This is a genomic window from Streptococcus mitis SK1080 (assembly GCF_000220085.1).
Taxonomy (GTDB): Bacteria; Bacillota; Bacilli; order Lactobacillales; family Streptococcaceae; genus Streptococcus; species Streptococcus mitis_K.
In genome coordinates this window covers 227,172-241,369 of sequence record NZ_AFQV01000023.1, presented here as the reverse complement: position 1 = coordinate 241,369, position 14,198 = coordinate 227,172, and the positions used below count along the sequence as shown (strand labels likewise).

The window sequence follows — 14,198 nt, the reverse complement described above, 5'->3', positions numbered from 1 at the left end:
AAAACTTATCTCTTTAGATTTTGTGTATTATTGATCACGGTTATAGTAGAGCTGGTGAGCTTTAAGACGAGTATCTAACAAATCTGGAATTGTTACAAAGTCATAACCTTGCCCTTTCAAGTAGTCAATAACCTTCGGTAGAGCATTTACCGTCTCAGCATGGATATCATGCATAAGAATAATAGAACCATTCTTGACTTCACGCTGAATTTCTGTCAAAATAGCTGCTTCATTTTTACTCTTCCAGTCCAGACTATCCACATCCCACATAATAAAACTCAAATCGAGGCTATTGCGAATGTCGTCTGTAATAGCTCCATAAGGGGGACGCATAAGTTTAGAGCTAGAACCCAGCACTTTAGTTAGCGCATCCTCAGTATCAGTTATTTGTTTTTTAGCGTCATCAAGCGAAAGTTTTGAAAGCACTGGATGGCTCCAACTATGGTTTCCAATGACATGACCATCTGCTTTCATGCGTTTCAAAATCTCCTCATTGCCAGAAACATTCTTACCTAAAACAAAGAAAGTTGCCTTGATACCATACTTAGAAAGAGTATCTAATGCTTGATTGGTCGTCGTAGGATTTGGTCCATCATCAAAAGTCAAGGCCACTACTTTACGATTTTTCTTTTCATAATAAGCCTTATATAGTTCTGCGTCCTTATCTAATAAATAAGAGGACTGAATAACTTCAAAGAAACTAGATACCGGCAAGGCAATCTCATCCAGATTTTCAACAGGCTGACTCGGATAAATAAGAATTTGGCTATCCTTGTAATCAAAATTCCATGCAGATAAGTCTTGGTCAGACAAACCTTTAACGACCTGATCAATCTTTTCTTGCTCCAATTTCTTATCCTGTAAGAAAAAGGTAATTTCTTTTAACAGCTGCTCTTTGGCTTTACTAGCATCTGAAAATAATTGATTAAGTGTAAAAGGTTTGCCATCTTCTGTCAAATGGACTTTTGCTAGACTAGTTTTTTCAGTCTCTTCAACTTTTGACGAAGTTAAATCATAGACTTGTTTCATCACACTTCGGTTGACAATCCCTTTTAAAGTCGAATCCTGTTTCTCCGTATAATAAAAAACCAGATTCTCCTTGTCTTCTAAATTTTTCTTAATATCCTGTGTCATGATTTCTTTTACAGAGGAAATCACTTGCTCCCCTTGGAGAGGATAATAGGCAATCACTTCGGCTTGTCCCTTACGAAAATGCTCCTTCTGATTTCCCTCACTCAATTGATCATCTTTCTCTTTTTTGAGCGATTCAATCTTTTGCTCAAAACTTTGTTTTGTGTATATTTTGTATCCAATTATTGAACCAAGGACACAAATACTTACTGAGAAGATAGCTACTAGGGCTATTAGACTCATTCTTATCTTATCGTGATTCTCACGCTTTGCTCTACTTTTATCCATAAGACCATCATATCAAATTCAAGCTATAATTTCAATGATTTGGAAGGAAATAGTATATTAAAAAAGAGAGGAAGTCCCCCTCTTAAGATTTTATTTGACTGCTTCTTTCAAAGCGTCTACCTTGTCCAAACGTTCCCACGGAAGATCAATATCTGTACGTCCCATGTGACCGTATGCTGCTGTTTGACGGTAAATTGGACGCTTGAGGTCCAGCATTTGGATAATTCCTGCAGGGCGAAGGTCAAAGATTTGACGGGCTGCTTTTTCAAGCTTGCTTTCGGCTACTGTTCCTGTACCAAAGGTATCGATACGGACAGAAACAGGCTGGGCAACACCGATAGCGTAGGCCAATTGAACTTCTGCCTTCTTAGCCAGACCTGCTGCAACAATATTCTTAGCAATATAACGAGCCGCATATGAAGCGGAACGGTCAACCTTAGTCGCATCCTTACCAGAGAAGGCACCACCACCGTGACGAGAGTAGCCACCATACGTATCTACGATAATCTTACGACCAGTCAAACCTGAGTCTCCTTGAGGTCCACCGATTACAAAACGACCAGTCGGATTGATGAAGAATTTTGTTTGCTCATCCAAGTAAGAGGCTGGAATAACCTCTTTGATAATCTTATTAATGACATCATTGTGAATTTGTTCGTTGCTGACTTCTGGATCGTGCTGAGTTGAAATAACAACTGTGTCCACACGTACTGGACGGTCATTTTCATCATACTCAACTGTAACTTGTGATTTAGCATCTGGGCGAAGATAGCTAATTTCCCCAGACTTACGAAGTTCTGCCAGACGACGAACCAACTTATGACTGAGTGAGATTGGCAATGGCATGAGCTCTTCTGTTTCATCCACTGCAAATCCAAACATGAGCCCTTGGTCACCAGCACCAATCAAATCAAGTGGATCTTGATCTGCATTTCCACGAACCTCCAAGGCTTCGTTAACACCTTGAGCAATGTCAGGAGATTGTTCCACCAAAGATGGATGTACTCCTACAGTCTCTGCAGAAAATCCATATTCGGTATTGGTATAGCCAATCTCTGCAATGGTATCACGAACCACACGGTTAATATCCACATAGGCATTTGTAGAAATTTCACCAAAAACATGGACAGAACCAGTATATACAGCTGTCTCAGCAGCAACGTGCGCCTCTGGATCCTTAGCTAAAATAGCATCCAAAATCGCATCTGAAATTTGGTCTGCAATCTTATCTGGATGCCCCTCAGATACAGATTCAGACGTGAATAATTTACGTTCTGACATAAAAATGTCCCCCCTTAAAAATAGTGTTATAGAGTTACAAAGTACTGATAGGAAAACTCTTAGTGATAAATGCCTACCATCTTATCGGGACTATATAACTTTATCATTATACCATTTTTTAGCGCAATTTGCAGTCTTTAATGTGATATTTCGGTTTAGATAGTTCGTTCTCATAAAGCAAAAAGTTGGAGTTCAGTACTCCAACAATTTCTATTAAAATGTTTGGCGTTTAGCTTTACGCTCTGCACGACCGCGAGCGCGATTTTCAGCGCGCTTGGTTTTGCGGCGTTTTTCATCAACCGCCCACTGAATTTTTTTCTTATAACCTGGTTTGACTTTTTTCTTTTTCTTTTTAACCAAACCAATCATTTCAATATCAAGTTTATCTTGTTTTTTCTCACGGTTGGCACGACGATCACGGTCATAAGTATCTTGAAATTCTCCATCTTTTACCATCTTAGGAGTAAACTTAATTCCTAATTTCTCCAACTCACGGATATCCAAGTCATCGCTTGGCTGGTAAAGGGTAATAGCTGTACCTGGTAGGCCGTTTCGTCCGGTACGACCAACACGGTGCACGAAGAAGGATAAGTCTTGAGGAATGGCATCATTGATGACATGGCTGACACCTTCAATGTCAATCCCACGCGCCGCCAAGTCTGTTGCGACAATGTACTCAAAATCCAGATTTTTCACCTGATTCATGATTCGCTTACGTTCACGAGGGGCAATATCTCCATGGATTTTTGCCACCTTCAAGCCTTGAGCAGTCAGATATGAATGCAATTCATCAGCACGTGTCTTAGTATTGACAAAAATCATTGCCAAATAAGGCTGCATCAACTGAGTCAACTGATAAATTTGAGCATTCTTATCACGTCCCTTAGTAGAAATCAACCAATTATCAATAGTGTCAGAAATGACCGTTTTGGTCTTTATTTTCTCCATGACAGGATTTGACAAGTATTTTTTCAAGAATGGTTGCAACTTTTGTGGAATAGTCGCTGAGAAGACCATGAATTGCAGGTCTTTTGGAAGGCTGCCAGCAATCTTATCAACAGTTTCTAAGAATCCCATATCCAAGGTCATGTCTGCCTCATCGACCACAAAGGTCTTGGCCTTGTGAATAGCTAGGTCACCGGATTTAACCAAGTCGTAGATACGGCCTGGTGTTCCAATAACAATATGAGGCTGATTGCTTGCCAATTTCTCAATCTGGCGAGCCTTATCCGTACCACCCACATAATTAACTACACGAACTTCCACTTCTGAGTGGGCAGCAATCTGACGGGCTGCTTGGTAAATTTGAGTAGCCAACTCACGACTCGGTGCAGTAATGACTGCTTGTACACTATCGCTAGCTTCATCTAGTTGCTGGAAAATCGGTAACAAGAAAGTGTGAGTCTTACCTGAACCTGTTTTTGATTCTCCAACCAAATCTCGGCCTGCCAAGACAATGGGAATCAACTTATCTTGTACCTCTGTTGGAGTTGTAAATTTCAACTCCTGCAAGGCTTCTCTAATATAGTTTTTAAATTGAAATTTCGTAAATGACATAATATCCTCGATTCTATCTATCTTACCAATTATACCATATTTTATTTCATTTCAGTAGTCTCACTTATTTAGGCTATTTCCAGTAGCTTCTCTAGTCAGAAAAAGGCTGGAACTTCATGATTCCAACCTCTTTTCAGTCATTATTTCCAGTTTAAAATAGCATTCAAGCCATAGTGATCACTCACTTGTGGACTCTTCTTACCATCAAATACGACATGTAAATTTTCTACCGCTAACTCTTTGGTAATAAAGACATAATCGATCCGAAGGGGTTCAGTGTTCCCTTTCCATCCATCTATTTCTGGTGGAACAGTATAGCTACCACTTTTCTCTTGAGCAACTTCAAATGCGTCTTGTAAGCCTAATGGACTAGCTAAAATAGCTTGGTATCCTTCCTGACCAGCTGGGTTGTTGAAATCTCCAGCAAGCAAAAGTGGCTTGTTCAATTCTTTCAAGACAGCCTCAAATCGTGCCCATTCTTCTTGGAAACCTTTATCCCACCAAGAGAGATGAACACTGGCAACTGCTAGCTCCTTACCATCGACTACAGTCTCAGCTAGGGCAACACGACGAGTATGATAGTCTGTTGGATCATCCACATCTGAAACCAAAATTTCTCTGGCTTCAATCGGTGTTTTAGATAAGATTGCCACACCTTCATGATAGCGGTCATAACCGATATGATTATAGGCCCAGGTCCAGTAGTAATTTTTTCCTTGCTCTAACAACTTCTCAACCAAAAGTCTAACATAGTGATCTTGGTGAATAGGCTCAGCTGCTGGCAAAGCTTGATAGAGATCATTAACCTCCACCTCTTGCGAGGTGATCTCCTGATTGATTTCTTGGAAACAAATCAAATCATAGTCCTTTTCAAGAATATCCTCAAGCAAAATCTGGAATTTTTCCTCTGCTTCTTTCTCCATCCAACTGTGAGTATTGAGTGTTAAAAATTTCATTCTTTTCTCCCAAAATAAGAGGTTGGAATACAGCTTCCAACCTCAAGTATATTACAATTCTACTTTAGCAACTGCTGTTTTAGCTGCAAGAGAACCTGTTTTTTCTAATTTAACTGATTTAATTGCATCACCATTTGTGAAGACAACTACTGTTGAAGTTTCACGTCCTGCTGCACGGATAGCATCCAAGTCAGCTGTGACAAGGAGATCTCCTGCTACAACTTTTTGTCCTTCAGCAACATGAACTGTAAATGGTTTACCTTCAAGACTTACTGTGTCCAAACCAATGTGAACCAATACTTCAAGACCTGCTTCAGTCACAATACCAAGAGCATGTTTTGTTGGGAAGATGCTTGATACAGTACCTGAAACTGGAGATACAATGTTTCCATTTGCAGGTTCTACTGCAAATCCATCACCCATCATTTTTTGAGCAAATACTGGATCTTTTACTTGTTCCAAAGCAACAACTTGACCGTCTGCTACTGAGTAAACTTCCTCAGTAAGACCTTTGAAGTGAACAGTGTTTTGTTGCGCTTCTGTCATTTGACTTGGAAGAGTTTCAGGAATGATTTCACCTGAATCAAGAATATCTTGGATATCAGATTTCAATACGTCAGCTTTTGGTCCGTAGATAGCTTGAACCCCTTGTCCTTTCATGACAAGACCCATAGCTCCTTCTGCTTTCCATTGCTCTGCATTTCCTACTTTATCTGCATCTTTAACAGTTACACGAAGACGAGTCATACATGCGTCAACATCAACGATGTTTGCACGTCCACCAAGAAGGTTGATAATGTTTACAGCTTGAGAACCTGCTGCAACTTTCACTTCGCTGCTAGATTCTTCTGAACCTTCAGCAGTTTCGTAGTTTCCGTTACGCCCTGGAGTTGCGTAGTTGAATTTTTGAATCATGAAGTTTGCGATAAAGTACATGATTACGGCAAAGAGAACAGTTACCCAAATGAAGTTAATGATATCCATACCGATACCAGCACTGATTGCAATAGGTGTACGAGTCAAGAACTCGATTGAACCGAATGAGTGCATACGTAGGTTTACAACGTCAGCCATAGCGAAGGCAGCACCTTGAACAAGTGAGTAAACAAGATACATAGGTGTTGCGACGAACATAAACATGTATTCGATTGGTTCAGTAACCCCTGTCAAGAATGTTGCAAGAGCTGTCGCAATCATCATACCTTTATATTGATGTTTCTTATCAGCATCGACATTACGGTAGATAGCCACGATCACACCCATCAAGATACCGAATGAACCGATCATTTGTCCAACTTTGAAACGAGCTGGGTGAACAGTATCTAACAATTGTTGGTAGTGACTTGCATCTGTACCTTTAAGGTTAACAAGGTCTGTTACCCATGCAAGCCAAAGTGGATCTTGACCAAATACTTGGCTACCTTTTGCTGCACCAGTTAAGACTTCATAAGTACCACCAAGAGCTGTGTAGTTCATTGGGATAGTCAACATGTGGTGAAGACCAAATGGCAAGAGCAAACGTTCCAATGTACCATACAAGAATGGTGCAAGGATTGGAGCAGTTTCTTGTGAGTTGGCAATCCAGATACCAAAGCTATTGATACCAGTTTGCACAAGTGGCCAAAAAGCAGCAAGTACAATTGCAGCAATTATTGAACGAAGAATAACTACAAATGGTACAAAACGTTTTCCGTTAAAGAATGAAAGTGCATCAGGAAGCTTACGGAAGTTATAGTATTTATTGTAAGCAGTTGCTCCAATAAAACCAGAAATAATCCCTACGAATACACCCATGTTCAATGCTGGAGCTTCCATAACACTAATGAAGTAATCAGCAACTTTGATTGAACCACCAAAGAGAGTAGTTACCATAGCATCCGGATTTTTCAACATATCGCCTGATACACCAAAGATTGTACCAGTGATACGGTTAATCAAGATGAAGGCAAGACCAGCGGCGAAAGCACCACCAGCACGTTCCTTAGCCCAGCTTCCTCCAATAGCGAGGGCGAACAAGATATGAAGGTTAACGATAACTCCCCAACCGATTTGCTCTAGTACACCACCAGTAATAACGAGTGGTGCAAAGGTTGGGTTAATCATCACGATAGACTTACCGATTGAAATCATCAAACCAGCAGCCGGCATAACCGCGATAACCACCATCAAAGCCTTACCGAATTTTTGCCAAAATTCGAAAGACAAGACATTTTTGAATGTATCTTTCATCATTCAAATCTCCTTTATTTTTATTTAGGCAAACGTTTTACGAAAACGTTTGCACCTTTTATGATTTAATTATACCACTTTAATTTTTTTTGTAAAGGCTTTTATTCAAAAAAATCCTCTTTTTTCAAAAAAATTTCTAGTGTCAAATTTCAAGTTAGCCATCAAGAACTCTTCTCTGAGCGACTTCTTTATACTCTTCGAAAGTCTCTTCAAACCACGTCAGCGTAGCCTTATCGTATATATGTGACTGACTTCGTCAGTCTTATCTACAACCTCAAAACAGTATTTTGAGCATCCTGTGGCGAGCTACCTAGTTTGCTCTTTGATTTTCATTGAGTATTAGAAGTCCCTTTTCTAAAATTTTTGTAGCAAAAAAGGAGATTTTACAACCTCCTCATAAAAGTAATTATTTTACCTAAATCTTCAAGAATCGGCGCATTGAAATTCCTGATCCCAGTGAACCAATGAAAATCCCAATCACAAACAATAGGGCAATCATCAGAGGAGTAAATACCTCTGGCGCGATCATAGAAAGATTTTGTCCGACCAACGACTTATTGACAGATTGGTAAACCATTCGATAAACAATAAAGACCAACACTGATGGCGCAGTTGCTCCAAGTAAACCAATGAAGGCACCTTCAAGTAAGAAAGGTCCACGGATATAACTGTTCTTAGCACCAACCAAGCGCATGATTTGAATTTCGCGACTGCGAGAAATAATGGTAATACGAATGGTATTTGAAATCAAGAAAACTGCAATGAAAATCAAAAGTCCTGCAATAACTAAGCCCCAAACACGGATAAATGATGCTAGTTGGAATAGGCGTTCTGTATTGGCACCTCCATCCTGAACCTCAGATACACCTTCAATTTTTTTAGCATCCTCGGCTACAGTTTTTACATCACTTGGCGTATTGGTATCAACGATATAGGCATCATAGAGGGGGTTGGCATCTCCTTCAAAAATTTTCCAGTTATCACCCATTGTCTCGGTTAATTTTTCATATTGTTCTTCTTTACTTGAAAAAGTAACATTCTTAACAGTAGACATGCCCTTCAATGCATTATATACCTTATGGTAGTCATTATTTGTAACAGTTTGACCTTCTTTTTCAATAGTCTCACTATTATCAGCGACATCCTTACGAATGTAAACCATTACTCGAACATTATTTTCAATATCTGTAGCTAGTTTTGCTGTATTGAAAATAACAGAAGCAAATATGGCAACCAAGGTCAAAGTAATCATGACTGAGCTGACAGCAGCCACTGTCATCCAACCATTTCGTTTCAAACTTTTTAGTGATTCAAATAAATGGCGAAAAAATCTACTAATCATCGTATCCATACTCTCCTTTTGATTCGTCACGAACGACACGACCATTTTCAATGGCAATGACACGGTGGCGCAAGGTATTTACAATCTGGCTATTATGAGTCGCCATCAAAATAGTTGTCCCTTGTAGGTTAATCCGTTCCAAGAGATTCATAATTTCCCATGAATTATCCGGATCCAGGTTTCCTGTTGGTTCATCGGCTATCAATACTTTGGGATTATTTACAATGGCACGTGCAATCGCAATCCGCTGTTGCTCCCCACCTGAGAGCTCATTTGGGAAAGAACGAACCTTGTGCTTCAACCCAACCAAGTCCAAAACTTCCATCACACGTTTTTTGATATTACGGCGATTTTCCCCGATTACTTCCATAGCGTAAGCAATATTTTCATAGACCGTTTTCTTTGGCAACAATTTATAATCCTGGAAGACAACCCCAACACTACGACGTAGAAGCGGGACATCTTTCTTTTTAATTTTAACCAGATTAAAACCAGCAACTGATAGACTTCCTTTATCGATTTTTACTTCACGATACAGAGAACGAATGAAGGTTGACTTCCCTGCTCCTGAAGGTCCTACGATGTAAGCAAATTCCCCTGGTTGAACACTGACCGAAACACCGCGTAGGGCAGTCGTTCCGTTGTCGTATTTTTTGACGACATCTCTCATTTCAATGATTGACATGTGACTTCCTTTCTATATTAGCTAATTCGCCACTTGAGATAGGCATCGATAAAACCATCTAGGTCCCCATCCATAACCTTATCTACCTGAGCAACCTCAAAGCTAGTTCGATGATCTTTTACCATAGTATAAGGCGTGAAGACATAAGAACGGATTTGGCTTCCCCATGTGATTTCTTTTTTCTCACCCTTGAGGGAATCTACCTCCGCAGCTTTCTTCTCTTGCTCCATTTGATAGAGCTTAGCCTGCAACATCTTCATAGCTCGATCTCTATTTCCATACTGGGTACGATCCACTGTTGATTGGACAACAATTCCAGTTGGAATGTGGGTTAAACGTACACCTGTTGAAACCTTGTTGACGTTTTGTCCACCAGCACCACCTGAACGGAAGGTATCCATCTTGATGTCATCTTCACGGATTTCCACTTCAATAGTATCATCCAATTCTGGCATCACTTCTACAGATGTGAAAGAGGTATGGCGACGTTTGGCAGAGTCAAATGGTGAAATACGGACCAAACGATGAACACCCATTTCTGACTTGAGAAGACCATAGGCATTAGGCCCTTCAAATGATAAAGTTACTGACTTGATACCAGCTTCATCTCCTGCTTGGTAATCCAATACTTCCACTTTAAAGCCTTTAGCATTACCATAACGAGTATACATACGAAGCAACATATCGCCCCAGTCCTGCGCCTCAGTACCACCAGAACCTGGATGGATTTCCAAGATGGCATTGTTGTGGTCATAAGGTTCTGACAAGAGTAGAGTCATCTCATAGCTGGTCATCATCTTATCAAGTTCGGCTAACTGCGCTACCAGTTCTTCTTGAACCGACTCGTCTTCTGCTAAAAAGTCCAATAAAATTTCAACTTCATCCTGCAACTCTTCCATCTTATGGAAGGTATTATAGGTGTTTTTTAATTCATTTAATTCTTGCGACGTTTTTTGGGCCGCGATATTATCGTTCCAAAAATCAGGTTCTGTCATCTTGTTTTCCAAGATGGCAATCTCTTCCTCTAGACCTTCTAGGTCAAAGAGACCCCCTGAAAGAAGCTAATTTTTCACGATTTGCGTCAATTTTCTGACGAATTTCTGAAATGTCCATAAATACTCCTTTTTTACATCATTTCATTATAGCATATTTTATCATTTCTTTCCATCTTTTGCTCTAGTTCCTTTTTATGAAAAAAGAAAAAAGAAGCCTTTGGGCTTCCCTTCTTACAAGACTTTTGCTGAAGTACGAGTGATTTCTTCCACTTGAATGCCATTTGCTTCAAATTTTTCTTTCAAGGCTGGTAAATCAATTGATCCATCGATTTGAACTTCGATAATCACCTTACCATCCTTACGCGGAATATTGACTGTATGCGAAATATTCAAATTTTCTTCAACGATTAGAGAAACAATCTTACCAAGGACACCAACTTCATCTTCTGTAACAAAGCGCACACGAATTCCTTCTTCTCCATAACCAGCAATTTCAAGAAAGGCTTGGAAAACGTCACGGTCCGTAATAACCCCATAGACTTGATGGTTATCTACGACAGGAAGAATACCAATCTTGTTTTTCAACATCAGATAAGTTGCATCTTCTAGACTAGCATAGCCAGAGACAGTGACAACATCGCGAATCATGACATCTTTTACTTTTGTCTTATTTAGAAGATAATTCATCTCATAGATAGACAGACTGGTTGCTTTTGATGGACTAGCTTGGGCAATGGTTCCCTCAGTTACCAAACCAACCAATTGATCATTTTCGATAACAGGCAAGCGGTGCAACCCTTGCTCTCTCATCAAATCTGCTGCATGAGATACTGTTGTATCTGGACTAATATAAACTACCTTGCGGGTCATAAAATCTTTAACTGCCATGAGACTTCTCCTTTTCTATTCTTATCCTTATTATACAATCTTTTTGTAAATCTATCAAACGCTTACATTTCTTTTTCAAAATTCAGAAAAGTATGAATAAGCTAGCAAAAAGAGCTCTGAAATCGAGCTCTGTGAATGAAGGATAGGTACGCTTCATTCGGTTTTTTCAATTATTAGAAATTAACTTTTCAATGTAGATGAAGATTGCTTTGCAATCTCTATCCGCAACCTAAACTAGTCTCCCAGACTATGCGATGTTTGCTTCGCAATCTTCATCCACCGACTAAAACAATCCACTGGATTCTGATGATTACTTCGCAATCTCTATCTGCCGACTAAAAAGGTCCCCCGGACCATAATGATGATTACTTCGTAATCTTCATCTGCCGACTAAAACAATCCACTGGATTGTTTTAGCCACCTAGATATGCTTTTCTGACTTCTTCTGATGAGGCGAGTTCTTTTCCTGTTCCTGATAGAACGATTTTCCCTGTTTCCAGTACATATCCTCGGTCAGAGATAGCGAGTGCCTTATTGGCATTTTGTTCAATCAAGAGGACAGTTGTCCCTTGCTTCTGGATATCTTGAATGATATCAAAAATCTCTTGGATAAAGATTGGGGCAAGTCCCATTGATGGTTCATCTAAAAGAAGAAGTTTTGGTGTTGACATAAGAGCGCGTCCCATGGCAAGCATTTGTTGTTCCCCCCCTGAAAGAGTTGCTGCATCTTGGTTCTTCCGTTCTTCAAGACGAGGAAAGCGTGAGAAAACCTTCTTCAAGTTAGCTTGATTTTCTTCACGATTTTTCTTTAAGAAAGCTCCCATTTCAAGATTTTCCATAACAGTCAAGCCAGGGAAGACGTGACGTCCTTCTGGAACTTGTGAAAGGCCACCTGCTACGATTTTCTGAGCCGGCATTTTTTGGATTTCTTGACCTAAAAATTCAATTTTTCCTGAACTCGGTCTAACCAAACCAGACAAGGTACGGAGAATGGTTGTCTTACCTGCACCATTGGCACCGATAAGGGAAACAACTTCTCCTTCATTCACTTCAAAGCTTACATCACGGACTGCTTGGATCATACCGTAATGCACAGAAAGATTATCAACTTTTAACATAGACATTAGGCTTCACCTCCTAGATAAGCTTCGATAACGCGTTTATTGGTCTTAATTTCGTCTGGAGTTCCCTGAGCAATCAAACGACCATATTCAAGTACGTAGATACGTTCTGTTACTTCCATGACCAGATTCATATCGTGTTCAATCAGCATGATCGTAATCTTAAATTCATCTTTGATACGACGAATTAACTCAGTCAATTCAGCTGTTTCCTGCGGGTTCATACCTGCTGCTGGTTCATCTAAAAAGAGAATTTTAGGTTCTGTAGCAAGGGCACGAACAATTTCCAAACGACGTTGTTGTCCGTAGGCAAGATTTTTAGCAAGAGTTTCTGCATCACCATCCAAATCAAAGATTTTCAGCAATTCCAAGGCTTTAGCCTTTAATTCTTTTTCACTCTTGTAAAAAGCTGGTAAGCGCAAAAAACTAGCAAAAACATGTTGTTTGTGATGGTTGCCAAAAGCAATCAAAACATTGTCCAAAACTGTTAAATCTTTAAAGAGACGGATATTTTGGAATGTACGTCCAAGTCCCAAAGAAGCAATCTTATAAGGTGACTTTCCATTCAAAAGGTGACCATCTAAGGTTACTGTTCCCTCACTTGGTTCATAAACACCCGTCAAGAGGTTGAAAAGGGTGGTTTTACCAGCTCCATTTGGACCGATTAGTCCAACCAGTTCCCCTTCGTTCAATTCAAGAGTCACATCTCCAACAGCTGTTAGACCGCCAAAATGTTTGGTTAACTGTTTTACTTCAAGTAATGCCATTAGTTTTGTTCCTCCTTCTTAGATTTTTTAAAGAAACGTGATAGGCTCAATTCCCATGTTCCAAGGAGTCCACCTGGTCTGAAAATCATTACCAATACCAAGGCCAAGGCATAGATAATCATACGCACACTAGCAACATCTTGGAGAAGCATATTCAAAATTCCAAGAACAATAGCCGATACAATGGCACCTGTAATGGAACCAAGTCCACCAAATACAACAATAATCAATACGTTGATTGAGTTGATGAATGTGTAATCCTTCGGTACAACAGATCCAATAAATCCTGCCTGAAGTGACCCTGCAATACTTGCAGTAATGGCACCAAAGACAAAAGCGATAATTTTAATTTTAGTCGTATTAACCCCAACTGACTCAGCAGCAATTTCATCCTCACGAACGGATAGGGTTGAACGACCAATTGGACTACGCAAGAAGTTCAAGGTTGCAATGGTTGTAATCACGACAAAGAAGTAAACCATTTGCCAAGTTGTAAAGTTAGGAATTCCCAAGATACCTGCCGCACCATTTGTAAGGCTTCCACCATTGATGATAAAGATACGGATAATTTCAGATACACCGAGAGTTGCTACCGCAAGATAGTCCCCCTTCAAGCGCAAGGTTGGAATTCCGACAAGCAAGGCAACTGCTCCTGAAAGCAAAGCCCCTACAAACATGGCTCCAAAGAAGGCACCGTAGGTTGGTGATTTAGAACCAATAATAGCTGCTGCATAAGCACCAATCGCCATGAAACCAGCATGACCAAGTGAAAATTGTCCTGAAAAACCAACGATTAAGTTAAGACCAACAGCCAGAATAATATTAATTCCGATTTGTTGTAAAATCTGTACATAGAATAGATTGAGTACTCCGACTGAAACCAATACACTAATCAAGCCATAGCCAGCTAACAAAAGGAGTAACCATAGAATATTAACTTTTAAATTTTCTTTCATCG

General features: G+C 39.8%; 12 protein-coding genes. All 12 read right to left on the bottom strand.

Annotated elements, in window-relative coordinates:
• Positions 1-27: 27 nt before the first annotated feature.
• Positions 28-1,419: a peptidoglycan-N-acetylglucosamine deacetylase PgdA gene (gene pgdA / locus HMPREF9957_RS10420; RefSeq protein WP_050541857.1), complete on the bottom strand. Its 1,392-nt coding sequence runs from the start codon at positions 1,417-1,419 to the stop codon at positions 28-30.
• 90 nt (positions 1,420-1,509) lie between these two features.
• Positions 1,510-2,700 (bottom strand): methionine adenosyltransferase, encoded by a 1,191-nt coding sequence (gene metK / locus HMPREF9957_RS10415; protein WP_000003940.1) that lies wholly within the window; start codon positions 2,698-2,700, stop codon positions 1,510-1,512.
• 213 nt (positions 2,701-2,913) lie between these two features.
• Entirely contained in the window at positions 2,914-4,257 is a 1,344-nt protein-coding gene (locus tag HMPREF9957_RS10410; protein ID WP_004242683.1) for a DEAD/DEAH box helicase, read from the bottom strand.
• 140 nt (positions 4,258-4,397) lie between these two features.
• Positions 4,398-5,213, bottom strand: a complete 816-nt coding sequence (locus HMPREF9957_RS10405; RefSeq protein WP_000670825.1) for an endonuclease/exonuclease/phosphatase family protein — start codon at positions 5,211-5,213, stop codon at positions 4,398-4,400.
• A gap of 51 nt (positions 5,214-5,264) precedes the next feature.
• A complete protein-coding gene (locus HMPREF9957_RS10400; protein WP_000974073.1) occupies positions 5,265-7,445 on the bottom strand; it encodes a PTS transporter subunit IIBC in 2,181 nt (726 codons plus the stop codon).
• A gap of 412 nt (positions 7,446-7,857) precedes the next feature.
• Entirely contained in the window at positions 7,858-8,784 is a 927-nt protein-coding gene (gene ftsX / locus HMPREF9957_RS10395) for a permease-like cell division protein FtsX (RefSeq protein ID WP_000625547.1), read from the bottom strand.
• A complete protein-coding gene (gene ftsE, locus HMPREF9957_RS10390; RefSeq protein WP_000022265.1) occupies positions 8,777-9,469 on the bottom strand; it encodes a cell division ATP-binding protein FtsE in 693 nt (230 codons plus the stop codon). The genes ftsX and ftsE overlap by 8 nt, the downstream gene beginning before the upstream one ends.
• Before the next feature lie 17 nt (positions 9,470-9,486).
• Positions 9,487-10,582 (bottom strand): peptide chain release factor 2 gene (gene prfB / locus HMPREF9957_RS10385; protein ID WP_141562085.1). Its coding sequence is split into 2 segments (ribosomal slippage): positions 9,487-10,509 and positions 10,511-10,582, totalling 1,095 coding nucleotides; the frame shifts between segments, so codons are not numbered across the junction.
• Between the two features lie 113 nt (positions 10,583-10,695).
• Complete coding sequence (locus HMPREF9957_RS10380) at positions 10,696-11,352, bottom strand: CBS domain-containing protein (protein WP_000268665.1); 657 nt, start codon at positions 11,350-11,352, stop codon at positions 10,696-10,698.
• A 413-nt stretch (positions 11,353-11,765) separates the two neighbouring features.
• Positions 11,766-12,476, bottom strand: a complete 711-nt coding sequence (locus HMPREF9957_RS10375; RefSeq protein ID WP_000062200.1) for an ABC transporter ATP-binding protein — start codon at positions 12,474-12,476, stop codon at positions 11,766-11,768.
• The gene (locus HMPREF9957_RS10370) at positions 12,476-13,240 is read right to left on the bottom strand and encodes an ABC transporter ATP-binding protein (protein WP_001185997.1); all 765 of its coding nucleotides are present in this window, start codon (positions 13,238-13,240) and stop codon (positions 12,476-12,478) included. The genes HMPREF9957_RS10375 and HMPREF9957_RS10370 overlap by 1 nt, the downstream gene beginning before the upstream one ends.
• Entirely contained in the window at positions 13,240-14,196 is a 957-nt protein-coding gene (locus HMPREF9957_RS10365) for a branched-chain amino acid ABC transporter permease (RefSeq protein ID WP_000662281.1), read from the bottom strand. The genes HMPREF9957_RS10370 and HMPREF9957_RS10365 overlap by 1 nt, the downstream gene beginning before the upstream one ends.
• Between the last annotated feature and the right edge of the window lie 2 nt (positions 14,197-14,198).

Excerpts from the sequence above, each read along its gene's own strand:
- ftsX (WP_000625547.1), bottom strand. The coding sequence starts at position 8,784 with ATGATTAGTAGATTTTTTCGCCATTTATTTGAATCACTAAAAAGTTTG.
- HMPREF9957_RS10405 (WP_000670825.1), bottom strand. The coding sequence starts at position 5,213 with ATGAAATTTTTAACACTCAATACTCACAGTTGGATGGAGAAAGAAGCA.
- HMPREF9957_RS10370 (WP_001185997.1), bottom strand. The coding sequence starts at position 13,240 with ATGGCATTACTTGAAGTAAAACAGTTAACCAAACATTTTGGCGGTCTA.
- metK (WP_000003940.1), bottom strand. The coding sequence starts at position 2,700 with ATGTCAGAACGTAAATTATTCACGTCTGAATCTGTATCTGAGGGGCAT.
- HMPREF9957_RS10375 (WP_000062200.1), bottom strand. The coding sequence starts at position 12,476 with ATGTCTATGTTAAAAGTTGATAATCTTTCTGTGCATTACGGTATGATC.
- HMPREF9957_RS10365 (WP_000662281.1), bottom strand. The coding sequence starts at position 14,196 with ATGAAAGAAAATTTAAAAGTTAATATTCTATGGTTACTCCTTTTGTTA.
- pgdA (WP_050541857.1), bottom strand. The coding sequence starts at position 1,419 with ATGGATAAAAGTAGAGCAAAGCGTGAGAATCACGATAAGATAAGAATG.
- HMPREF9957_RS10400 (WP_000974073.1), bottom strand. The coding sequence starts at position 7,445 with ATGATGAAAGATACATTCAAAAATGTCTTGTCTTTCGAATTTTGGCAA.
- HMPREF9957_RS10410 (WP_004242683.1), bottom strand. The coding sequence starts at position 4,257 with ATGTCATTTACGAAATTTCAATTTAAAAACTATATTAGAGAAGCCTTG.
- ftsE (WP_000022265.1), bottom strand. The coding sequence starts at position 9,469 with ATGTCAATCATTGAAATGAGAGATGTCGTCAAAAAATACGACAACGGA.
- HMPREF9957_RS10380 (WP_000268665.1), bottom strand. The coding sequence starts at position 11,352 with ATGGCAGTTAAAGATTTTATGACCCGCAAGGTAGTTTATATTAGTCCA.